This is a genomic window from Curtobacterium sp. LFS079, from assembly GCF_047977865.1.
In the GTDB taxonomy this organism is placed as follows: domain Bacteria; phylum Actinomycetota; class Actinomycetes; order Actinomycetales; family Micrococcaceae; genus Arthrobacter.
In genome coordinates this window covers 48,144-70,379 of record NZ_JBFPFO010000009.1, presented here as the reverse complement: position 1 = coordinate 70,379, position 22,236 = coordinate 48,144, and the positions used below count along the sequence as shown (strand labels likewise).

Sequence of the window (22,236 nt, the reverse complement as noted above, 5' to 3'; positions counted from 1 at the left end):
TTTTCCTGGGTGTTTGCCTATGCTTGGTGGGATGAGCGCGCCAGCACGTATCTTCATGGTCCGGCACGGCCAGTCGGCCGCCAACGTGGACACCTCGATCTACAACCGCGTGCCCGACTATCGGATCCCGCTGACCGGGCTCGGGCTGGAACAGGCCAGGCGCACCGGGGAGGAACTGCGCAGGAAGCTCGACGGCGAGCAGCTGTGCGTCTACGTCTCGCCGTACCTGCGGGCCTACCAGACGCTCGAGGCACTGCAGCTGGACGGCGTGACGGAGCGGGTGATCGAGGAACCCCGGCTGCGCGAGCAGGACTGGGCCAACTTCCAGATAGCCGGCGAGATCGAGGACCAGAAGGAACTGCGGAACCTCTACGGACACTTCTTCTACCGTTTCCGGGAAGGCGAGTCCGGCTCCGATGTCTATGACCGCGTCTCATCCTTCATGGAGACCCTGTACCGGCACTGGGAGAAGCCGGACTACGCCCCGAACACCCTGCTGGTGACGCACGGTCTGACCATGCGGCTGTTCTGCATGCGCTGGTTCCACTGGTCGGTTGAATACTTTGAGTCCCTCAACAACCCCGGGAACGCCGAACTGCGGACCCTGGTACGCAACACGAGCGGAAAGTATGACCTCGACGTGCCGTTCAGCCAGTGGGTTGACCGCCGGGTGGACGAAACCGTCCTGGACGCCCCGCAGGTGAAGTTCTAGTCGAGTTCGGCGACCGTCACTTCGGTTCCGGCGGCTTCGAAGGCGGCCTTGTCCGCCGGCTTGATCCCACTGTCCGTGATGAGCCGCTTGAATTCATAGCCGGCCATGGTGGCGAAGGAACGCTTGCCGATCTTGCTGGAGTCCGCCAGTACGTAGGACGCGGTGGCGCGGCGTGCCATGGCGGAGTTCACCATGGCTTCGCCTTCGTCGGTGATGGTCGGCCCTATCTTCGGATCCACGCCGTTGACCCCGATGAAGGCGAAGTCCAGGGCGACTTTCTGCATGATTACGTCCGTGTAGGGTCCCACCAGCTCGTAGGAGCGGGGATTCAGGATGCCGCCGGTGACCATGATCTTGATGTTGGGCCGCACGGCCAGCTGGGCGGCGATGTTGATGGCATTGGTGACGACCGTCAGCATCGGCCGGTTGGAAGGCGCGTTCAGGTCTTCACGGGTGGAGAGCACCTGGGCCAGGGCCGTGCTGGTGGTGCCGCCACTCAGGCCGATCACCGCACCCGGAGCGATCAGTTCGGAGGCGGCCAGGGCGATCCGCTGCTTTGCCTCCGCGTGGTCGTCCCGGTTGTACCGGCCGGGCAGGTCGTAAGCCACGGCGCCCTTGGTGGCGCCGCCGCGAGTGCGGCTGAGCAGCCGCTGTTTGGCCAGGCTGTCCAGGTCGCGCCGCGCGGTGGCCGGCGAAACCCCGAGGCGGGTCACGATGTCCTCGACTTCGACATGCCCTGACTCGGCGAGGAGATCGAGGATGGCAGTCAGCCGATCTGTACGGGTCATCACGAACCTTCCGGAGGCGGTTTCTAGTTCACTTTCGCGAACAACGTCAGCAAGCGGGCGGATTCCACCACCAGGGCATCACGGCCCGCCGCGATGTACTTGCGGGAATCCACCACCGCGGGATTGGCGTCCAGGTACTCCCGGACAGCGCGCGTGAAGAACCCGTTCAAGTGTGTGGATACGTTGATCTTAGTCATACCGGCCCGGATCGCCGCCACCAGCGTCCCGTCTGCTACGCCGGAAGAACCGTGCAGCACCAGAGGCAGCTGCACCGCGTCCTTGAGCCGGGCTATCAGCTCCAGGTCCAGCTGGGCGCTGCGTTCGGTCATCGCATGCGAGGAGCCGACGGCGACGGCCAGGGCATCCACGCCGGTGGCAGCCACGAAGTCGCGGGCTTCGCCGGGATCGGTACGGACGCCGGGCGCGTGTGCCCCGTCCTTGCCGCCCACCTTGCCCAGCTCGGCCTCGATATAGGCCCCGCGTTCATGGGCGTAGGCGGCCACCCGGCGGGTCGCTGCGACGTTTTCCACGTAGGGCAGGTGCGCGCCGTCGTACATCACCGAGCCGAAGCCGAGATCCACGGCCTGCAGGGCGAGCTCCTCGGATTCAGCATGGTCCAGGTGCAGAGCCACCGGAACGGAGGCATCCCGGGCGATGGCCAGGGCGCCACGGGCCAGGGGTTCCAGGCCGCCGTGGAACCTGGCGCAATTCTCCGAGATCTGCAGGATCAGGGGCACTCCGGCCGCTTCGGCACCGGCCACCAGGCCTTCGGCGGTTTCGAGGTGGATGATGTTGAACGCGCCCTGGCCGATGCCGGCCGTGGCGGCCGCGTCCATCAGTTCCCGGGCATTGACGAGGGTCACCGGTTGTCCTCCCAGCTGATGATGAGTCGTTCTTCGAGTTCCGTGTAGCGCGGAGAGATTTCCCCTGCCGCCGGCATCAGGACGGCCGCGGCCGACCACGCGGTGGCCCGGCGGAGGATCTCCTTGGTGTCGGTGATCCCGGCGGCCAGGGCGGTGGCGGCCGCGGCGACGGCGGCGTCCCCCGCACCGGTGGGGTTGCCGCTGAGGGCTTCGGGCAGCCTGGCCCGCCAGTACCCGTCCGGTGTGGCGTGGCTGAAGGCGAGCATGCCGTCCGCTCCGGCGCTGACCAGCACGGTCTTCGCACCGAGGTCGATCAGTTGCCATGCGGCCGCCGCAAGGTCCGCCTCCCCGGTGGCTTCTTCGAGCTCATGGTGGTTCGGCTTGAGCAGGTCCGCCCCGGCCTCGGCTGCGGCGAGGATCCCGGAGCCGGAGGTGTCGACGATTGCCGGGATCCCGGCGTCGTGCGCCAGGCGAACCAAAGCCGGGTAGAAGTCCGCGGGGGCGCCGGGCGGCAGGCTGCCGGAGGCGGCCAGGACGCCGGGGGCGTCCTCTCCCTGCGCCGAAAGGGCGTCGACGACGACGGCGGCCAGCGCCTGCCATTCGCTGCTCCGGAGGGGACTGCCTTCTTCGTTGAAGATGGAGGTTTCCCCGCCCACCGTGTCGACGAGGGCGATGCTGCGGCGGGTCGGGCCTGCGACGGGAACCAGCGTGTGGGGAACCCCGCTGGCTTCCAGCTCGGCGGCGAATTCGGCGCCCGGGCTGCCGCCATACGGGGCGAGGGCGAGGACGGGATGGCCCAGCTGATGCGCCACCCTGGCAACGTTGAGGCCCTTGCCGCCGGCGCGGCTGAGCGGCGCCGGCACCCGGTGGCTGGCGCCCGGATGGATGCCGGCAACGTGGTAGCTCAGGTCCACGGCAGGGTTCGGGGTGACGGTGATGACCCGCTTCATGCGGCGCCGTCCGTGCCTGCGGAGGTCTCAACAAGGAGGGCCCGGGCATTCATCGCCGCACCCAGCAGGCCGGCGTCCTGGCCAAGCTGGGCACGCAGGATCACCGGGCGGCGGTGGAAATCAAGCATGCTGTCCACCCGCTCGCGCAGGGGTTCGAGCAGCTCCTCGCCGGCCTCGGCCAGGCCGCCGCCGATCACGACGGCCTCGGTGCCGATGATGCTGACGCACTGGCAGATGCTGAAGGCGAGCGCGTCCACGGCGTCGGCCCAGATCCGGGCGGCCAGTTCCTCCCCGGTGCGGGCGCGTTCCAGGACCTCGCGGGCTCCGGCAACCGGGGTCCCGGAGTGGGCGGTGTAGCGCTTGGCCACGGCACCGGCGGAGCCTACGGCTTCCAGGATGGTGGTTCCGTTGCCGTCGGGATCGGGGACGTGGGCGTGGCCGAGTTCACCGGCGAAACCGCCGGCGCTCACTGCCTTGCCGCCGGAGAAGACGGCGGCGGCAATTCCGGTGCCCACCACCATGACCACGACGTCGTCGAACTCCCGCGAGCCCCCGTAATGGTGCTCCACCGCGGCGGCGGAGCGGACATCGTGGTCGAAGGCCACCGGAATGCCCAGCCGGCGCTCGGCCTCGGCAGTGAAGGGGTAGTTCCGCCAGCCGAGGTTGGCCGAGTAGAGACCCACCCCGGATTCCGGATCCACGATTCCCGGCACGATCACCCCGGCGGCCCGGACAGGATGCGCCGGAAACTCGGCCTCGAGCTCGCGCGCCAGTTCGGCCACACGGTCCAGGATGGCGTCGCCGGGCCGGTGGGGATCGCGCGGCGTGCGGACCCGGCGCAGGCCCAGGACGTTCCCTTGGGCGTCGACGAGGCCCACCTTCATGTCCGTCCCTCCGACATCGAAGGCCAGCACGGCCGCCCCAGCTGCTCCGAGAACCATGCCAGGACCTAGGCGGTGGTGTCGAGGATGACCGAGCGGGTGAGGTTGCGCGGCAGGTCCGGGTTCAGGCCGCGGGCGCGGGCACGTTCCAGGGTGACGCGGTGGACCCGGGCAAGTTCGGCCAGGGGGTGCTTGCCGGTGTTGATGTACAGGGCACCGGTGGCCTCCATGTTGGTGTCCAGCCCCTCCGGCTGCTCGCCGAAGAGCCAGGTAACGCGGCCAGGCGCGGCGATGGAGATGGGACCGTGCCGGTATTCCATGGCCGGGTAGGACTCGGTCCAGCCCTGCACGGCTTCGCGCATCTTGAGGCCGGCTTCGTGGGCCAGGCCGATGGTCCAGCCGGTGCCGAGGAAGGTGAACTGCTCGGCGTCGAGGAGTTCCCGGGACACGGGTTCGGTGACCGCCGGGCGGGCCTGCTCGACGGCGTCGCTGAGGTCGATGCCCAGGGTGCTCAGCAGGTAGACCAGGGCGGTGGTGGCGAAGCGGGTCTGGACCACGGACTTTTCGTCTGCGTACGGCAGCCCCACGACGGCGTCGGCCAGCGTGGCGACCGGCGAATCGACGTCGCCGACCAGCGCCACGGTGCGGACCTTGCCCCGCAGGGCCTCCAGCAGCTCAATCACCTCAGTGGTGGTGCCGGAACGGGTAATGGCGATGACGGCGTCGTAGTGGCGGCCGGCGCTGTTGTGGTTCAGGAAGGCTTCCGACGCGGCGAACGCGTCCGTGACGCCCTTGCCGGCGGCCTCGCGCGCGGCGGCGTAGCTTTGCGCCATGAACCAGGAGGTACCGCAGCCGACGACGGCGACCCGCTCGCCGTCCGCGGGCAGCAGCTGGCCCTGGCTGTCCGACTTTGCCTGGGCGATGGCCTGGAGCCAGACCTCCGGCTGCGAAACCAGCTCTTCTTCCATGTAGGCACCAAGGGCAGCGTTGCTCATCGGACGCACCGTTCCTGTCTGCGCTTCACGACGCGCGTTTGACGTTTTTTGATCTATAAAAACACTAATCGATCAACTTCAATCGCACAAGGAGTGCGTGTGGCGCGTACCACCCTGGCCGCCGCCGGGCGGTGATTAAACGGTTCATGAGGCACCCTGTTGTTTCTTTTTGTTTTAAAAAGAGACTTTTTGCTCAGCTCTTGTCATCTTGTGTGCGTATGGAGCAGAGTTGAGCCGTCCGCAAGAACATGACTGATGTTCACAAGGAAAAATCAAGAAGGAGCACTATGCCCCGCTTGTCATCCCCGAAACGCCTTGCCGGCATGAGCCTCGCCTGCGTCGTCGCAGCAGGCTCCCTCGGCTTCAGTGCCACGGTGCCCGCCGCGGCCGAAACCGCAAACGAAACCGCAGCCGCCGGCACGGAAACCCTGAGCTCCGGAACCCTCACCGTGGATGTCTCCACATCCTTTCCGCAAGTCCTGGGCTACACCGATGTAGCCAGCCGGGCACGGCTGGACGGAACCCTCAGCCGGCTGTCCAGCATCACCATCAACGGCAGCGAACAGCGCGCCTCCGCGACGTCGTCGAAGTCGGCCGGCAACACCATGGACTACGTCCTCACCCTGCCGGACTTCGGCAACACCACCATCGGCGCCCGGTTGACGGTGACGGGCACCGTGGTGTCCTTCAACGTCACCGCGATCCACGATTCGCCGGAATTCCAGGTCCGCACGCTGCAGCTGCCCAAACTCAGCCTCGTCTCCGTGAGCTCGGCGCAGCCGGGCGCACAGATCTCCACCGCCAATCTCTCGGTGGACCGGGCGAAGAGCGGCGACCTGTTCACCCCCGTCACTGCCGCCACTCCGCTGGACGCAGCACCGAAGAGCTCCGCCTACGCCCTGGCCAACACCGCCGGACTGGCGGCCGCGCTGGAGTCCAATGCCCTGTACGACACCTCGGCCGGGCCGGGCAGCAAGGATCAGGGCCGCTTCTGGAGGCAGGCTGTGAACGACGGCGGCGCGGTCCGCATGGGCGTCGCCAGCGGCCAGTGGCTTTACAGGGCCGCAGGGTCGAACACCACCGAGGAACTCCCCTGGACCCGCGTGGCCATCACCACGGACGCCAACGCGGACGGCGCGGTGGACTGGCAGGACGCCGCGATCGCCATGCGCTCCATCGAGGTCAAAGCCAACAAGGGCGACCAGACGCCGGACAACGTAGTCACCCACATCCCCTTCAATTTCGCTTCGCAGGCCACCCACCCGTTCCTGCGCACCCTGGACGACGTGAAGCGGATCGCCCTGGCCACCGACGGCCTGGGCCAGGTGGCCATGCTCAAGGGCTACACCTCGGAAGGCCACGACTCCGCCAACACGGATTACGGCAACAACTTCAACACCCGCGCCGGCGGCCTGACGGACCTGAACAAGCTTGTCTCCGCCGGCAAGGACTGGAACGCGAAGTTCGGCGTCCACATCAATGCCACGGAGATCTACCCGGAAGCCAAGTCCTTCGCCGAGGACCTGCTGACGGCCAACAAGTCGCTGGGCTGGAACTGGCTGGACCAGTCGTACTACATCAACCAGCGGCAGGACATCAATTCCGGGAAGCTGGCCCGCCGGGTCAAGGAACTCGCCGACGCAACGGACGACAACCTGGATTTCGCCTACGTTGATGTCTACTACGAATACGGCTGGCTGGCCGAGCGGCTGCAGCAGGAACTGGTCAAGAACGGCTTCCGTGTGGGTTCGGAGTGGGCGGACAAGCTCTCCCGCAACAACACCTGGTCACACTGGGCCAACGACGAGAACTACGGCAGCAGCAACAAGGGCATCAACTCCCGGATCCTGCGCTTCATCAACAACAGCCAGTCCGACGTCTGGAACCCGGACCCGAAGCTCGGTGTCAGCCACATCGTGGAGTTCGAAGGCTGGACCGGCCAGAACGACTACAACGCTTTCTCCAAGAACATTTGGGAATCCAACCTGCCGGCGAAGTTCCTGCAGCACCACGAGATCACCAAGTGGACCCAGGACCGCATCGACCTGGCCGGCGGCGTGGCCGTCACCGGGAATACCGCTGCCGAACGCAACATCACCGTGGACGGGGTACCGGTACTGCAAGGCGGCACGTACCTCCTCCCCTGGGCTACAAAGACCGGCGGAGCGCAGGACAAGCTCTACCACTACAGCCCGGCCGGGGGCAGCAGCACCTGGAAGCTCACCGGTGCCTTCGCCGGCGCCACGAAACTGCAGCAGTTCAAGCTCACCGACAACGGACGGGTCAAAGTGGCGGACGTTCCGGTGACCGGTGGCCAGGTCACGCTCGCCGCCGACGCCGGCCAGCCCTACGTGCTGACCGTGGACCCCGCGGCCGTGAGCCTGCCGGCCGATCCTTCCTTCGGCGAGGGCACCCGTTTCAAGGACCCCGGCTTCAATGCCGCGGACCTCGGCAAGTGGAGCCCGAAGGGGGCGGCCGCGATCGTGCGCGACGGCAAGGGCCGCCGCTACGCCGAACTCGGCGCGGGCACCCCGTCGGTGTCCCAGACGCTCCTGCCGTTCCAGGCCGGCACCTACTCGATCAGCGCTTACGTGGAGATCGAGGCCGGAAAGAAGCGGCCCGTCACCTTGAAGGTGGATGTCCCGGGCGGCAAGAGCCAGAGCCTCACCATCGACAGCTCCAATGCGCAGAACTACGTGGCTGCCGATGAAAAGACAGGCACCCGTTTCCAGCGCTTCCGGGTGCTGGTGGACATCCCGCAGAACGGTGTCCGGCCCACGGTGAGCGTGGCTGCAGGAGAGGGAACCGCCAGGGTCCGGCTGGACGACTTCCGCGCGGTCAAGACCTCCCGGGTGGCCACCGGCGGTGTCCTGGCCGAGAACTTCGAGGACGTCGACCAGGGCTGGGGTCCGTTCGTGAAGGGCGATGCCGGCGGCAGCACCGACCCGCGCACGCACATCACCGGGCGCCACGAGCCGTTCACCCAGAAGGGCTGGGACAAGAATGTGATTGACGAAGTCCTGGACGGCAATTGGTCCCTGATCGCGCACGATGAAAACCAGGCCCCGGATGGCGGACCCGGCATGGTCTACCGAACCACCGAAGCCACGGTGCCGTTCACTGCCGGCCACAAGTACCGGGTTTCCTTCGACTACCAGAACTCCAAGGCCGGGCAGTACTCCTGGGTCTCCGGCTACGATTCCCAGGCCGGCCCCGCCGTCACGGGAATCCAGGCGATCGGAGAGCAGACCTCGACGGCGCGCTTCGAGCAGGTCCTGGACGCCGGCTTCTGCGGGGACTACTTCGTCGGGCTGCAGCGCAGCGGCAGCGCCAACGGCTCCGATTTCACCCTCGACAACTTCCTGGTGGAAGACCTCGGCGCATCCGACGCCGTCCCGGCCTGCGCGCAGCTGGACGCCAAGCTCCAAGGCGATGTGATCGAGCAGGGCAAGGCGCAGGACTTCGTGACCACCTTCGTCTCCGACGAACCGGCGGCGATCAAGGACCTCTCCGTTGACCTCGCCCTTCCCGAAGGCTGGACCGCCACACCCGCGACGCCGGCCACGGCCGCGACCCTGGCTTCGGGCGGCCACCTCGCCACCACCTGGAAACTGACCGCCCCGGCCTCCGCCGACGGCGACTTTCCCGTCACGGTCACGGCACGCTACACCACCACTGCCGACCCGGCAGGAGGACGCACCATCAGCACCACCACCACGGTCCGCACCCTGCCCAAACCGCCGCAGTCCACGGTGTTCGCCAGCGACCATCCCTGGGTGAGCGCCACGAACGGCTGGGGTCCGGTGGAGAGGGACATGTCCAACGGTGAACAGGGCAGCGGGGACGGCCGGCCGATCACCCTCAACGGCACGGTCTTCGCCAAGGGCCTGGGAGCCCATGCCAACAGCACCATCCGCTACTACCTCGGCGGCTACTGCAGCGCCTTCACCGCCGTGGTGGGCATCGACGATGCCCAGGCGACGCGCGGCAGCGTGAAGTTCTCCGTGGTGGCCGACGGCGCCACGAAGGTCACCACGCCGGTGCTCGGCGCGGCCAGCGCACCGCTTCCGCTCACCGTGGATGTCAGCGGTGCACGCTATGTCGATCTGGTCGCCAACGATGCCGGTGACGGCAACGGCAACGACCATGCCGACTGGGCGGACGCAAAGTTCACCTGCGGTCCCTAGGAATCTGCACCACAGGGAAGGCCCCCGCCCGGCTCGTGCCGGACGGGGCCTTCGGCGCGTCTACGGAATTGCGTTTTCCAGTGCCCGGCCGATGAGCCGTGCACCCTCCGGGAAGGCACCGGGGTTCGGACCCGCGTAGTTGAGCCTGATGAACGGGCCTGCCGGCTCTGCAGGGAACCATTCGTTGCCCGGTGCGATGAGGACGCCGGCGGCTTCGCAGTCGCGGGTGAGCCTTTCAAGGTCCGTCCCGTCCGGCAGCCGGGCCCACAGGTTCAGCCCGCCCTTCGGCAGCAGGCCGAGGTGCGCCTGGGGAACGTGCTCGCGCAGGCTGGTGGCCAGCAGGTCGCGGCGGACCTGGAGCTGCTGGCGGAGGCCGCGCAGGTGGGACTGCCAGCCGGGTTGCGTGACGACGTCGAGCGCTGCCGCCTGCAGAAGCCCGCTGACGTACATCGATTCGGCACCCTGGGCGCCCAGGATCCGTTCGCGCGCCGGCCCGCGCGCGACGACGGCTCCCACCCGGATCGCGGGGGAAACACTCTTCGTCAGCGAGCGGAGGTAGACCACGTGGCCGGAGTCGTCCCGGGAGGCAAGCGACTCGGGCTCGGAGGTGATGCCGAAGTCGTGGGCCCAGTCGTCTTCGACCAGGAAGGCACCGTTCCGCCGCACCACGTCCAGAACTTCCTCCGCGCGCCGCGTGGACCACTGCACCCCGCTCGGGTTGGCGTAGTTCGGTTGCGCGTAGAACACCCGGGCCCCGCTCTCCCGGAAGGCCCGCTCCAGTTCCTCCGGGTCCGGTCCCTCCGGACTGCTCGGCACCGGGACCACGCGGACACCGGCCTGTGCCGCGGCCAGGATCGCGCCCCAGTACGACGGCGACTCCATCAGCAGGGGCTGCCCGGCGGCCACCAGTGCCCTGAAGACCGAGCTGAGCCCGCTTTGGGTTCCGGGGAGCACGATCACGTCGGAGGGTGCCGGCGGATTGACGCCGGGAGGTGTCGATCCGCGCAGTTCCTGCGCGAACCAGGACTGCAGTTCCGGCAGCCCTGCAGCGGGCGGACGGGACAGTGCCGCGTCGCCCCGGGCCGCGCGGGTCAGGGCGGCACGGACCAGGCGCTCGGGCAGCAGTTCCCGGTCCGGATATCCGGAGTGGAACGCGATCACGTCGTTTGGCACCGTGCGCATGGCCGCGGACATTGGCCGCAGCTGTGCCTGCGGGGAACGCAGCGCCGCCGTCTGCCAGCCGTAGTCCGACGGCCGGGCCGTCCGCACGGCGCGGACGAAGGTGCCCACCCCGGGGCGGCTTTCGATCAGGCCCTGCGCGGCCAGCGTCCGCAGCACCTTCTGTACAGTCACCGGGCTCGCCTGGTACTGCGCCACCAGCGCCCGGGTGGATGGCAGCCGGGATCCCGGCGGCGCCCCCGCTATCCATTCCCGGAGGCGCACGGCGATGCGCGAACTGCTATCGTTGTTCATGAGAGACAATAGTAGCGCTACTGTATTTGCTGCCCAAGTGGTATCGACTAGTCAGGGCGGCAGGGAGCGCCGGCCGGTGTCCGGACTGTGGTGGGGACTGCTCGGCGTGGCCGCCTTCTCCTTCACCGTCCCCTTCACGAAGGTCGCCGTCTCCGGACTGCCACCACTGTTCATCGCGTCGGGACGCGCCGTCGTGGCGGCGGTCCTTGCGGCATTCGCCCTCGCCCTCACCCGGCAGCGGCTCCCCCGCCGCGCACAATGGGCGCGCCTGGCCGTGGTGGCGGGCGGCGTCGTCGTCGGCTTTCCGTTCCTCACGTCCTTCGCGCTCACCACCGCGCCGGCGGGCCACAGCGCAGTGGTGATCGCACTGCTTCCCGCCGTCACCGCATTGACGGCGGTGCTTCGCGGCAGGGAACGCCCGCCGCGGTCCTTCTGGGTGATGACCGGTGTGGGCGCCCTTGCGGCCATCGGCTTCGCGCTCGCCCAATCGGGCGGCTTCGGCCAGCTGCACTGGACTGACCTGCTGCTCTTCGGCGCCGTCGCAGCGTGCGCGGTCGGCTATGCGGAGGGCGGGCTGCTGGCCCGCGAGCTCGGCGCATGGCAGACCATTTCCTGGGCGCTCGTGCTGGTGTCGCCGCTGATGGCGGTGCTGGCGATCCTCCCGGTAGGCCAGCAAGCGCTGTCCGCAACGCCGGCACAGTGGGCCGCCTTTGCCTACCTCGGCATCGTCAGCATGTTCCTGGGCTTCTTCGCCTGGTACCGCGGCCTGGCCATCGGTCCCCTGGCGAGGGTCAGCCAGGTCCAACTGGTCCAGCCCGTCATGACCATCGCCTGGGCAAGCTTCCTTCTGGGCGAAAGGCTGGACTGGACCACGGCTGCCGGCGGCCTGGCGGTGGTCCTGTGCGCCGGCGGCGCGGTCCGCGCACGATCGGGCCAGGTGTCGAAACAGCCCCCGCCGGAACCGGCCGGAAGCTAGACCGCGCGCACGCCGGCACGCCAGACGGCGTGCGTCATGGGGATGCCGGGCCGGTAGGCCAGGTGTGTGGCGGACGGCGCCTTGAGCATGTGGAGGTCCGCGCGGTGTCCGACGGCGATCGAGCCCACCGCGCGTTCGCCGTCGGCGTCCTTGCCGGTTTCGCGGCCCAGGGCGAGGGCGCCGCCGTAGGTGGCGGCCCGGACGGCCTCGTGGACGCTCAGGCGCATCTGCAGCACGGCGGTGGTGACGCAGAAGGCCATGGAGCTGGTGTATGAGGTGCCCGGGTTGCAGTTGGCGGCGAGCGCGATCTGAACGCCGGCGTCGATCAGTTCGCGGCCGGGGGCCAGCGGCTGGCGGGTGGAGAGGTCGCAGGCGGGCAGGCAGGTGGCGACGGTGCCGCGGATGCCGGTGCCGTTGGCTGCGTCCCAGCCGGTCCAGGTCCCGGCGAGCGCCTGGATATCGGCCTCGGAGAGGTAGTTCACGTGGTCCACGCTGGCGGCGCCGAATTCCACGGCCAGCTGCACTCCCGGGCCAACGCCCAGCTGGTTGCCGTGGACGCGCAGGCCCAGCCCGGCATTGCGGGCGGCAGTGAGGACGCGGCGGGACTGCTCCTCGGTGAAGGCGCCACGTTCGCAGAACACGTCGGCCCAGCGCACGTGCGGGAGCACTGCGTCGAGCATGGGGCCGCAGACGAGGTCGGTGTATTCCTCGGGGTCGATGCCGGCGGGAACCAGGTGGGCGCCGAGGTAGGTGACCTCATCCACGGTGGCGGCGGCGATCCGGGCGCTGCGGGCCTCGTTCTCCACGTCCAGCCCATAGCCGGTCTTGCTCTCCAGGTAGGTGGTGCCCTGCGAAACGGCCTCGGCCACGCGCTCGGCGGTGAGCCGGGTCAGTTCCTTTTCACTGGCGGCGCGGGTGGCGCCCATGGTCACGGCGATGCCGCCGGCGCTGTAGCTCTCCCCCGCCATGCGGGCTTCGAATTCGGCGGTGCGGTCGCCGGCGAAGACCAGGTGCGAGTGCGAGTCCACCCAGCCGGGCAGCACGGCGCGGCCCTCGGCGTCCACCGCGGAATCAGCGGCGGGCGCCTGGGACGCCGCGCCGATCCAGGAAATGCGTTCGCCCTCAATCACGACGGCGGCATCCCGCAGGACGCGGTGCTCGCCGTCCTGGGTCATCAGTTCGCCGATGTTGTGGATCAGTGTGCTTGCGTGCCCGCTGGTGAACCCCGTAGTCATGGATCAATTGTTCATCGGCGGACGGACCAGCGGGTGGCCGCCAGCGCCGACGGTGTCCGGGATACCGGACTGCTGCCGGAGGTGTCAAGGATCGCGGCGGCGGCAAGTTCGGCGATTGCCGAGGAGGTCTGGAAGCCGTAACCGCCCTGCCCGGCGAGCCAGAAGAAGCCGGGTGCCTCGGCGTCGAAGCCCACCACCGGGATGCCGTCCGCTGCTTCGGTGCGCAGGCCGGTCCACGCGCGGCTCACCGAACGGATGCCCAGGGTGGTCAGCGAATTCAGCCGTGCGACGAGGGCCTCGATGTCCCCCGGGCGTGGCTTGGCATCCTCCGGCCCGCTGGGCACGGTCTCGGAGGGCGAGATGAGCACTTGGCCGTCCTCGCGGCGGAAGTACCAGCGGTGCGCGGCTTCGGCCACCATCGGGGTTCCGGGCGCCAGGGGGTGCTCGACGTCGACGACAGCCGCCGTGCGCCGGTACGGCTGCAGTCCGAGCTTCTCCACCCCGCTGAGGACCGCGAGTTCGTCTGCCCAGGCACCGGCCGCATTGACCACGACGGCGGCGCCGAGCCCTTCGGTGCCGGCACCGAACTGCCAGGCGGAGCCGATCCGCTGGGCCGAGTGCACCCGGGCTCCGGTGATGATGTCCGCGCCGGCAGCTTCCGCCCGGCGCCGGTGGTCTTCGAGCAGCACGGGGGCGTTGCAGGCGAAGGAGCCGGTGTCCAGGCCGGCGTGGGTGAAGCTTTCCGGCCGGAGGGCCGGGCAGAGTTCCAGCGCCTCATCGCGCGTGATGGGCCGCATGTGGCCGCTCGCTTCGGCGGTGAGGTCCGCTTCGTCCCCCACCATCATGAACGCCCGCGGCGTCAGTACCGGAACGTCCAGTCCGGCGTCGCGCTCCGCGATCAGTTCCAGCGTGCGGACGGTGAGTTCCTGCACGACGGCGGGCCCGTAGCTGGGGATCAGCTGCCGCGCAGAGCGGGACGAGGTGTGGTACGCGAGGGTCTGCTCCGCTTCCACGAGCGCCACGGAGCACTTTCCCGCGAGGGCGGAGGCAAGCGAGAGTCCGGCGATGCCGCCGCCGACAATCACCACATCGTAATTCGAGGCCATCAACCCATCCTGCCAGTCCCGGGAACTTCGCGCGACGACGGCTGCTACTCTCCCTTGGCCGGCTTGGTGCCGCTGTAGGGGGTCCACCAGGTCAGCGGCGGCGTCACGGTGAAGCGCCGGCCGGACACCGAATCCGCGGGAATCCTCACGAACTGGTCCTTCTGCCCGGCTTCCCAGGGAAACAGCGGAAGGGAGAAGGAGTGGACCACGTCGTCGATGTTCTTCAGCGGTACGGCCTTGCCCCGGAGAACCACGCTCCACGCGACTCCGGTATCGGGGTCGACGCCGTCGGCCTCCATGGCCACCGGGAAGTCGCCGAGGGCGGCGTGGAGCTTCGTTCCGGCGCCGGTGCGGAAGACAATGCTCCCGTGGTCGACAGCGTAGTTCACCGGGAAGATGTCCGGGTGGTCACCGAGCCAGACGGCCAGGCGTCCCACTGACACGCCGCGGAGGAGTTCCCAGCATTCCTGCGGATCCAAGACTTCTGTCGCTGCATCATTGCCCATGCTGCGATCCTAGGCCCGCGCGGGGTTTCCCGACAGGGCTTCCGGGGAGGGCTTCCGGGCGGTTCAGCGCAGGTAGGCCAGTTCCCCGAAGTGGTCCATGTATCCGTCCAGCAGGGCGTGCGCCACCCGCACCGAATCGACCAGCGGATGCATCGCCAGGGCGCGGTAGGCGGCATTCCGGGATCCGCCCAGGGCGGCCTCGATGGTGGCCCGCTCCACCGCCTTGACGGTGGTGACCAGTCCGGCGGCATAGCCCGGAAGCGGATCGGCGGGCAGCACCCGGACGCCGTCCGCGCCCACCACGCACGGGGCCTCGATGACGGCGTCATGGTCCAGTCCGGGCAGGGTTCCGGCGTTGGGCATGTTGAGGATCAGCCGGGTTTCGGCCGCGTCTGTTGAGCTGCCCGCTGTTGAGCTGCCCACTGTTGAGCTGCCCAGGGCCCGCATGATCGCCAGGGCCACGCCCTCATAACCGCCGCCCTGCAGGTCCGCGGCGTCGCGCTCGAAGGTACCGGCGGCGTCGCGGTTTTCCGCCATGTACGTCTGCTCGCGGTCCAGCCGGCACTGTTCCCAGAGCCGCAGCGCCGATTCCGTGTCCTTCCCTTCTCCGGTTCCTAAGGCGTAGAAGGCGGCCTGTTGCCGGGCCAGGTAACTGCCGCGGCTGGCGGCGGCTTCCTGCCCGGCCAGCAGGTTCTCCCGGCGGAAGTAGTAGTAGTGCAGGTATTCGTTCGGGACCGCGCCAAGAGCCTGGATCCAGGGGGCGCCGAACAGCCGGCCTTCTTCGAAGGATTCGACGGCGTCCGCGTCCGCGAGCAGTTCCGGGAGCACATCCGCCCCGTCCACCGTCAGCCCGCGCAGCCAGCCCAGGTGGTTCAGGCCGATGTAGTCGATCCCGACGCCGGCACCGTACACGTCCAGGCCGGGGAAGCCGGCCGCCCACAGCGCACGCCGCGCCAGTCCGGCCGGGGAATCGCAGATCCCCACCACGCGGCCGCCGAGCAGGGAGTTCAGTACTTCGGTGATGACGCCGGCAGGATTGGTGAAGTTGATGAACCAGGCCTGCGGGGCGTGCTTCCGGACGGCCCGGGCGATGTCCACCATTACCGGGATGGTGCGCAGGGCGTAGGAGATCCCGCCGGCACCCACGGTTTCCTGCCCGATGACCCCGTGCTCCAGGGCGATCCGTTCGTCGGCGGCGCGGCCGGCCATGCCGCCCACCCGGATCGCGGAAAAGATGAAGTCCGTGCCGGGCAGGGCCTCGGCGAGGTCGGTGAACAGTCGCACCCTCGGTGCGTCGGGCACGCCTGCGGCCTGCTCTTCCAGCACCTTCGCCACGACAGCCAGCCGGCCGGCGTCGTGGTCAAACAGCCGCAGCTCGGTGACGCGGCCCGGCCGCCGGTCCAACAGCAAAGCTGAATGGACCAGCGGCACCCGGAAACCTCCGCCACCGAGCAGGGTCAGGATCATGGCACTAGTGTCCCGCGGTTTCACCCGCGTTGGCAGCCTCCCGGCTGTTGACGGCGTCCCGGCTGGCCACGAAAGCCTGCACGCAGCTTTCCACGTCCTCCGGGCTGTGCGCGGCGGAGAGCTGCACACGGATCCGTGCGGCGCCCTTCGGCACCACCGGGTAGCTGAAGGCCGTGACGAACACGCCGTGTTCGAGCATTTCGGCGGCCACCTTCGCGGCGGCCACGGCGTCACCGAACATGACCGGGACGATCGCGTGTTCGCCGTCGAGCAGTTCGAAGCCTTCCTCGGCCATCCGACGGCGGAACAGGGCCGCGTTGTCGAAGAGCCGGGTGCGGAGCTCGCCGGAGCCTTGGACGAGTTCGAGTGCCTTAAGCGTGGCGGCGACGATGGCCGGGGCCAGCGAGTTCGAGAACAGGTAGGGGCGTGCCTTCTGGCGCAGCATCGCGACGACCTCGGAGCGGCCGGAGACATAGCCGCCCGAAGCGCCACCCAGGGCCTTGCCGAAGGTGCCGGTGTAGATGTCCACGCGGCTGCTGACCCCGGCGTGTTCCGGGGTGCCGGCACCGGTGGCGCCCATGAAGCCGACGGCGTGGGAGTCGTCCACCATCACCAGGGCGTCATGCTTCTCGGCGAGGTCGCAGATGGCCGCCAGGGGTGCCAGGTAGCCGTCCATCGAGAAGACGCCGTCGGTGACGATGATCTTGCGGCGGGAGCCTTCGGCCTCCACGAGCTTGGCCTCGAGGTCCGCCATGTCCTGGTTGGCGTAGCGGAAGCGCTTGGCCTTGCTCAGGCGGATGCCGTCGATGATCGAGGCGTGGTTCAGCGAGTCCGAGATGATCGCGTCTTCAGGGCCGAAGAGGGACTCGAAGACGCCGCCGTTCGCATCGAAGCAGCTCGAGAACAGGATGGTGTCCTCGGTGCCAAGGAACTCCGAAACCTTCTTCTCCAACTCCAGGTGCAGGTCCTGGGTGCCGCAGATGAAGCGCACGGAGGCCATGCCGAAGCCGCGCTCGTCCATGGCGGACTTGGCCGCGGCGATGATCTCCGGGTGGTCGGCCAGGCCGAGGTAGTTGTTGGCGCAGAAATTCAGCACCTGCCGGGAGGGCTCGCCGAGCGGGCCGGCGGCGATGTGGCTGGCTTGCGGGGAATCGATGTGGCGTTCGCTCTTGAAGAGACCGGCCGCGCGGATCTCGTCCAGTTCGTCCTGCAGCTGGTCTTTGATCGAGGTGTACAAGGGGTCTCCTTAGAATTCGGTCCAGTCGAGGACAACTTTGCCGCCGGTGCCGGCGCGGGCGATCTCGAAGCCCTTCTCCCAGTCGGTGGCGGACAGCTTGTCCGTGACGACGGCGGAGATGTTGCGGTGCAGCACGGGGTTGGAGGAGAGCATGGCACTCATGGCATACCAGGTCTCAAACATTTCGCGGCCGTAGATGCCCTTGAGGGTGAGCATGTGGGTGACCACCTTGCCCCAGTCGATGTCGATCGACTGGCTGGGCAGGCCGAGCATGGCAATGCGTCCGCCGTGGTTCATGTTGTCGATCATCTCAGGCAGGGCCGTGGGATGTCCCGACATTTCCAGGCCGATATCGAACCCTTCCCGCATGCCCAGTTCCTTCTGGGCCTCACTGATGCGCGTCTTGGAAACGTCGACGGCGAGGTCCACGCCCATGCTGCGCGCCAGTTCCAGCCGGGAGGCGGAGACATCGGTGATGGCGATCTTGCGCGCACCGGCGTGGCGGGCGACGGCGATGGCCATCAGGCCGATGGGACCGGCTCCGGTGATGAGCACGTCTTCACCCACGAGCGGGAAGCTCAGGGCGGTGTGGACAGCGTTGCCGAAGGGGTCGAAAATGGCGCCGAGTTCCGGGGTGACTGAGGGATCGTGGTGCACCCAGACGTTGGTTTCGGGGATCACCACGTATTCCGCGAAGGCGCCGTCGCGCTGCACGCCCACGGACACGGTGTGGATGCACATCTGGCGGCGGCCGGCGCGGCAGTTCCGGCAGATGCCGCACACCACGTGGCCTTCGCCGGACACCCTGTCCCCGACCTTGACGTCGCGGACGTCCTCGCCGACGGCCACGACCTCGCCATAGAACTCGTGCCCGGCGATGAGCGGGGTTTCGATGATGCTTTGCGCCCAGGCGTCCCAGGACTGGATATGCAGGTCGGTGCCGCAGATTCCGGTGGTCATCACGCGGATCTTGACGTCGCCCGGACCGGCCTCCGGTTCGGGCCGGTCGACGAGTTCGAAGCCGGCGTGCGGGCCGGACTTATAAAGAGCCTTCATGGCTCCCATTACATGCCCTCAAACGGCTTAGAACAAGCTCAAGTATCTCACTCAACAGTTTAGCTATTGCTACATTGTCCGGAATTGCGGACGCCATGCGGCGGGAACGACTTGAATCCGTTTTGGTATACCAAATATGGTGAGGGGTACCACCAGCACCATTGTGCTTTCCTCAAGGATTGTGCAGTCCCCCAAGGAGTAACCATGTGCTTGCATGACCACAGCAGCGCGGCAGTCCCGGCCGCCACCCCATCCCGCCGCGGAGTCCTCTCCACCGCGGCGGCCCTCGCCGGCATTTCCGTCGCCGGCGTCACGGCCCAGCTCGCCTCGGCGCCGGCGGCACAGGCCGGCGAACGCCCCGCCGGTCCCAACTACCCCGGCCGCCCCACCGTCCCGGGCGCCGTCATCATCGAAGGCGGCACCGTCGTCGATCCCCTTACCGGCAGCGCGCTGGAGGACGGCGTCCTGGTGCTCGACGGCGGCAAGGTCGCCGCCGTCGGGACCCGTGACGCCACCCGCAAAGCCGTGGCCGCCGTCGCGCACCGCGCCACCGTTCTGAACGCCGCCGGCCGCTGGGTTGTCCCGGGCCTGGTGGACGTGCACGTGCATGCCAACGCCCTGTCGGATGCCCGGCTCCTGCTGCACGGCGGCGTGACGAGCGTCCGCAGCGGCTCCAGCAGTTTCTACCAGGACATCGCCCTCGCCGCCCTCCCGGCCTGGGCTCCGGGTGCCTCTCCGCGCATGCGCCCTGCCGGCCTGTTCATCTCCCCGGAGCAGGGCGACTCGATCCTGGCCGATCCGGATCTCGCCCCGCTTGCGGCCCTCAAGAACGGCATCACCGAGGCACAGGACCTGGCCTACCTCGTCCAGGTGAACCTTGCCCGCGGCGCCGAAGTCATCAAGACCCGCGCCAACCCGCGCGCCGGCCTGCCGGAACAGGACCCCCGGGAACTGGTCTACGGCTACGAGCAGATCTCCTCGATCGTCAAGGCCGCCCGCGGCGCAGGCGTACTCTGCCACGCCTACAGCGCCGAAGGCATCGACGGCGCCGTGCGCGCCGGCGTCCGCAGCATCGAGCACGGTGTGTTCGTCTCGGAGCGGACCATCGCCGAGATGGCCCGCCGCGGCACCTACTTCACGCCCACCATGGACGCCATCTCCGGCATGGCCACCTCGTCCGATCCGATCCTCGCCGCCCGCGGCAAGGAGTACACGCCTATCCACAAGGCCGCCGTCCTGGCTGCCCACGAGGCAGGTGTCACCGTAGTAGCCGGCACCGACTCCTTCGGCAACGACGTCACCCCGCTGGGGAAGGAAGTCCGGCTGCTCAACGAGGCCGGCCTGTCCCCGCTCGAGGCGCTGCGCGCCGCGACCACCTACGCTGCACGCCTGCTCAACTGGGAAGGCAAGGCCGGCCGCTTCATGCCGGGCGCCTTCGCCGACGCCGTCGTGGTCGATGCCGACCCGCTGAGCGACGGCACTGCCCTCGAAAAGGTGCGCACCGTCGTCGCGCAGGGAACCGTGGTGCGCAACGGCCTCTAGCGAGGAGCGCGAACGTACACTTGTGGCCCCAAAATCCGCGATTTCGGGGCCGCAGCTGTACGTTCGCGCAAACCGTGCGGGGAGGATGGTTCAGGGGTGCTACATCGAGCTGGCCAACGCTTTAGGATTGGCTTATGGATGTCCGCCAGCTCCAGGTGTTGCGTGAACTCGGTGAACTCGGCAGCGTGAAGGCCGTCGCCGAGGCCATGATGGTCACGCCCTCCGCCGTGTCCCAGCAGCTCACCCTCCTGCAGCGCAGCGCCGGGGTGCCGCTCACCCGCAAGGAGGGCCGGAACCTGGTCCTGACCGACGCCGGCCAGGTGCTCGCCGACGCCGGGGGTGCCGTAATTCTCGCCATGGCGCAGGCCAGGGCCGCCATCGACTCGTACCAGGAAGAGCCTGACGCCGCGGTGACCCTGAGCGGCTTCCACAGCGCCGGCCAGGCCCTGTTCGCACCCCTCGCCCGCTCCCTGAAAGGGTCCGGGCTGCCCACAGTCCGCTTCTCCGATGAAGATGTAGCCCAGCAGGAGTTCCCCGCCCTGACGGCGCGCTACGACCTGGTCCTCGCGCATCGGATGGAGCACAGCAGGCCGTGGCCCGAGGGGCGGATAGCCGTCATTCCGCTGGCCAGCGAACCGCTCGACATCGCGCTCCCGCCCGGGCATCCCCTGGCCGGAAAAGAATCAGTCAGCGTGGCCGACATCGCCGACGAACCCTGGGTAACGAGCCGGCCCGGATACTCCCCCGATGATGTGCTGAAGGCCGTCGCCGCGGTTGCGAGCAAGCCCCTGAACATCGTGCACCGGGTCAACGACTACACGACCGTGTCCGCCCTCGTTGCGGCGGGGGATGTCCTGGGCCTGCTGCCCCGGTTCACCTCCGGACCGGCCTTTGATCCGCAGGCCGGGTCCGGCGTCGTGCTGCGACCGCTCCGCGGAATCAACACACGCCGCCGGATCGACCTGCTTGCCCGGCCGGAGAACCTGGAGCGGCGCTCCGTACGGACAGTGTGCGATGCGCTCGCAGGAGTCATGCACAGCCTGGGCGGCTAAGCAGCCCTAGGAAAGCTGTGCCCGCGCCGGCTGGCCGCTCTCGAAATAGTCCACCAGTCCGGCCGGGAGCGCCGGCACTTCCCGGGCTCCGCCGTCGGCCCGCAGCGATTCAGCGGCCAGCACGCCGGCCGCCACCGCCTGGCGGGCGGCAACCGGCGAGGTCTGGGTGGGCCCGCCGTCGGCCGCGAAGCGCAGGAACTCGGCAATCAGGCGCGGATCGGCGCCCCCGTGCCCGCCCTCGCCGTCCCGGATGGTGATGGTTTCGTCCGGCTCGGCGTAGCCCAGGGTGCGTTTGGTCCAGACGCCGATCCGCTCCCCCGGCCCGTCGCCGAAGTTCTCGATCCGGCCCTTGGTGCCAATCACGGTGTAGTTCCGCCAGTAGTCCGGGGTGAAGTGGCACTGCTGGTAGGAGGCGAGCACGCCGTTGTCCAGCACCATGTTCACCATGGAAATGTCCTCGACGTCGATCCGCTCGGCCAGCCCGTGCTGTTCGGTGGGCGGCCAATTGTCCAGCGAGAACCAGTCGCCCATCCGCTTGGCGCTGTTGTCGCTGCGGTCCTGCACGTCGCCGTACACCGCCAGGTCGCCGACGGCGGACACCCGCCGGGAGTAGCCGTTCGCCAGCCAGTGGATGACGTCGATGTCGTGCGCGCCCTTCTGGAGCAGCAGCGAGGTGACGTTCTTCTGCTCGGAGTGCCAGTCCTTGAAGTAGTAGTCCCCGCCGTGGCCTACGAAATGCCGGCACCAGACGGCCTTGACCTCGCCGATCCTGCCCTGTTCGATCAGCTCGCGCATCTGGACCACCACGGGCATGTGGCGCATGTTGTGGCCTACATAAAGCCGGGTACCGCTTTCGTACGCGGCCTGCAGGATGGAATCCGCGGCCTCGATGGTGATGTCGAGAGGCTTCTCGCAGAAGGTCGGGATGCCCGCCCGGAGCGTACGGACCGCGACGGCGGCGTGCTGGTTGTCCGGGGTGAGCACCAGGACTGCGTCGATACCGCTATCGATCAGTTCCTGGAGATCGCCGGTCACCTTCACGGTAGGGATGCGCGCGGCAGCATCGGCACGGCCGCGTTCGCTGGTGTCGCAGATAATGGTCACCTCCGAACCCTGCCCCGGCTTGTGCGCGTGGCGCCAGAGCCCTGCGCGCAGGCCGAAGCCCACCACGCCGATCTTCATGTCTTCGGTTCCCATGTGTTTCGTGCTT

Annotated in this window: 18 protein-coding genes; 5 read left to right on the top strand and 13 right to left on the bottom strand. The window is 68.5% G+C overall.

Annotated features, from left to right (window positions below; translation table 11 throughout):
• Window positions 1-31 precede the first annotated feature (31 nt).
• On the top strand, window positions 32-712 hold the full coding sequence (locus ACNQPB_RS14805) for a histidine phosphatase family protein (protein WP_498752935.1): 681 nt from the start codon (window positions 32-34) through the stop codon (window positions 710-712).
• On the opposite strand, the gene ACNQPB_RS14800 is transcribed toward ACNQPB_RS14805, so the two are convergent.
• From ACNQPB_RS14800 to ACNQPB_RS14780, 5 genes are read right to left on the bottom strand one after another with little or no spacing between them, the layout of a single operon-like run.
• Window positions 709-1,500 (bottom strand): DeoR/GlpR family DNA-binding transcription regulator, encoded by a 792-nt coding sequence (locus ACNQPB_RS14800; protein ID WP_498752933.1) that lies wholly within the window; start codon window positions 1,498-1,500, stop codon window positions 709-711. The two genes, ACNQPB_RS14805 and ACNQPB_RS14800, sit on opposite strands and share 4 nt — an antisense overlap.
• Window positions 1,501-1,523: 23 nt before the next feature.
• The gene (locus tag ACNQPB_RS14795) at window positions 1,524-2,363 is read right to left on the bottom strand and encodes a class II fructose-bisphosphate aldolase (protein ID WP_498752931.1); all 840 of its coding nucleotides are present in this window, start codon (window positions 2,361-2,363) and stop codon (window positions 1,524-1,526) included.
• Window positions 2,360-3,313, bottom strand: coding sequence for a 1-phosphofructokinase family hexose kinase (locus tag ACNQPB_RS14790; RefSeq protein ID WP_498752930.1), 954 nt, complete (start codon window positions 3,311-3,313; stop codon window positions 2,360-2,362). The genes ACNQPB_RS14795 and ACNQPB_RS14790 overlap by 4 nt, the downstream gene beginning before the upstream one ends.
• The gene (locus ACNQPB_RS14785) at window positions 3,310-4,254 is read right to left on the bottom strand and encodes an ROK family protein (RefSeq protein ID WP_498752928.1); all 945 of its coding nucleotides are present in this window, start codon (window positions 4,252-4,254) and stop codon (window positions 3,310-3,312) included. Before ACNQPB_RS14785 ends, ACNQPB_RS14790 begins: the two co-directional genes overlap by 4 nt.
• An 8-nt stretch (window positions 4,255-4,262) precedes the next feature.
• Entirely contained in the window at window positions 4,263-5,189 is a 927-nt protein-coding gene (locus ACNQPB_RS14780; protein WP_498752927.1) for an SIS domain-containing protein, read from the bottom strand.
• A 287-nt stretch (window positions 5,190-5,476) separates the two neighbouring features.
• Between ACNQPB_RS14780 and ACNQPB_RS14775 the strand changes: the two genes are divergently transcribed.
• Window positions 5,477-9,376, top strand: coding sequence for an endo-alpha-N-acetylgalactosaminidase family protein (locus ACNQPB_RS14775; protein ID WP_498752925.1), 3,900 nt, complete (start codon window positions 5,477-5,479; stop codon window positions 9,374-9,376).
• 60 nt (window positions 9,377-9,436) lie between these two features.
• On the opposite strand, the gene ACNQPB_RS14770 is transcribed toward ACNQPB_RS14775, so the two are convergent.
• Window positions 9,437-10,849, bottom strand: a complete 1,413-nt coding sequence (locus ACNQPB_RS14770) for an aminotransferase-like domain-containing protein (RefSeq protein WP_498752923.1) — start codon at window positions 10,847-10,849, stop codon at window positions 9,437-9,439.
• Here ACNQPB_RS14770 and ACNQPB_RS14765 point away from each other — a divergent pair.
• Entirely contained in the window at window positions 10,848-11,825 is a 978-nt protein-coding gene (locus tag ACNQPB_RS14765; protein ID WP_498752921.1) for a DMT family transporter, read from the top strand. The genes ACNQPB_RS14770 and ACNQPB_RS14765 overlap by 2 nt on opposite strands.
• On the opposite strand, the gene hutI is transcribed toward ACNQPB_RS14765, so the two are convergent.
• From hutI to tdh, 6 genes are all read right to left on the bottom strand, one after another.
• The gene (hutI, locus tag ACNQPB_RS14760) at window positions 11,822-13,060 is read right to left on the bottom strand and encodes an imidazolonepropionase (RefSeq protein ID WP_498752919.1); all 1,239 of its coding nucleotides are present in this window, start codon (window positions 13,058-13,060) and stop codon (window positions 11,822-11,824) included. The two genes, ACNQPB_RS14765 and hutI, sit on opposite strands and share 4 nt — an antisense overlap.
• Before the next feature lie 11 nt (window positions 13,061-13,071).
• Window positions 13,072-14,166, bottom strand: coding sequence for an NAD(P)/FAD-dependent oxidoreductase (locus ACNQPB_RS14755; RefSeq protein WP_498752917.1), 1,095 nt, complete (start codon window positions 14,164-14,166; stop codon window positions 13,072-13,074).
• A 44-nt stretch (window positions 14,167-14,210) separates the two neighbouring features.
• Window positions 14,211-14,672: a pyridoxamine 5'-phosphate oxidase family protein gene (locus tag ACNQPB_RS14750; RefSeq protein ID WP_498752915.1), complete on the bottom strand. Its 462-nt coding sequence runs from the start codon at window positions 14,670-14,672 to the stop codon at window positions 14,211-14,213.
• Window positions 14,673-14,735: 63 nt separating this feature from the next.
• The gene (locus tag ACNQPB_RS14745) at window positions 14,736-16,139 is read right to left on the bottom strand and encodes a 6-phospho-beta-glucosidase (protein ID WP_498752913.1); all 1,404 of its coding nucleotides are present in this window, start codon (window positions 16,137-16,139) and stop codon (window positions 14,736-14,738) included.
• Window positions 16,140-16,143: 4 nt separating this feature from the next.
• The gene (locus tag ACNQPB_RS14740) at window positions 16,144-17,376 is read right to left on the bottom strand and encodes a glycine C-acetyltransferase (RefSeq protein ID WP_498752911.1); all 1,233 of its coding nucleotides are present in this window, start codon (window positions 17,374-17,376) and stop codon (window positions 16,144-16,146) included.
• 9 nt (window positions 17,377-17,385) lie between these two features.
• Window positions 17,386-18,432: an L-threonine 3-dehydrogenase gene (gene tdh, locus ACNQPB_RS14735; protein ID WP_498752910.1), complete on the bottom strand. Its 1,047-nt coding sequence runs from the start codon at window positions 18,430-18,432 to the stop codon at window positions 17,386-17,388.
• A gap of 204 nt (window positions 18,433-18,636) precedes the next feature.
• Here tdh and ACNQPB_RS14730 point away from each other — a divergent pair, with 204 nt between their 5' ends.
• Both ACNQPB_RS14730 and ACNQPB_RS14725 read left to right on the top strand, forming a co-directional pair.
• Complete coding sequence (locus ACNQPB_RS14730; RefSeq protein WP_498752909.1) at window positions 18,637-19,974, top strand: amidohydrolase family protein; 1,338 nt, start codon at window positions 18,637-18,639, stop codon at window positions 19,972-19,974.
• Window positions 19,975-20,108: 134 nt separating this feature from the next.
• The gene (locus ACNQPB_RS14725; protein ID WP_498752907.1) at window positions 20,109-21,026 is read left to right on the top strand and encodes a LysR family transcriptional regulator; all 918 of its coding nucleotides are present in this window, start codon (window positions 20,109-20,111) and stop codon (window positions 21,024-21,026) included.
• A gap of 6 nt (window positions 21,027-21,032) precedes the next feature.
• Here ACNQPB_RS14725 and ACNQPB_RS14720 read toward each other — a convergent pair whose 3' ends face one another.
• On the bottom strand, window positions 21,033-22,223 hold the full coding sequence (locus ACNQPB_RS14720; protein ID WP_498752905.1) for a Gfo/Idh/MocA family protein: 1,191 nt from the start codon (window positions 22,221-22,223) through the stop codon (window positions 21,033-21,035).
• Between the last annotated feature and the right edge of the window lie 13 nt (window positions 22,224-22,236).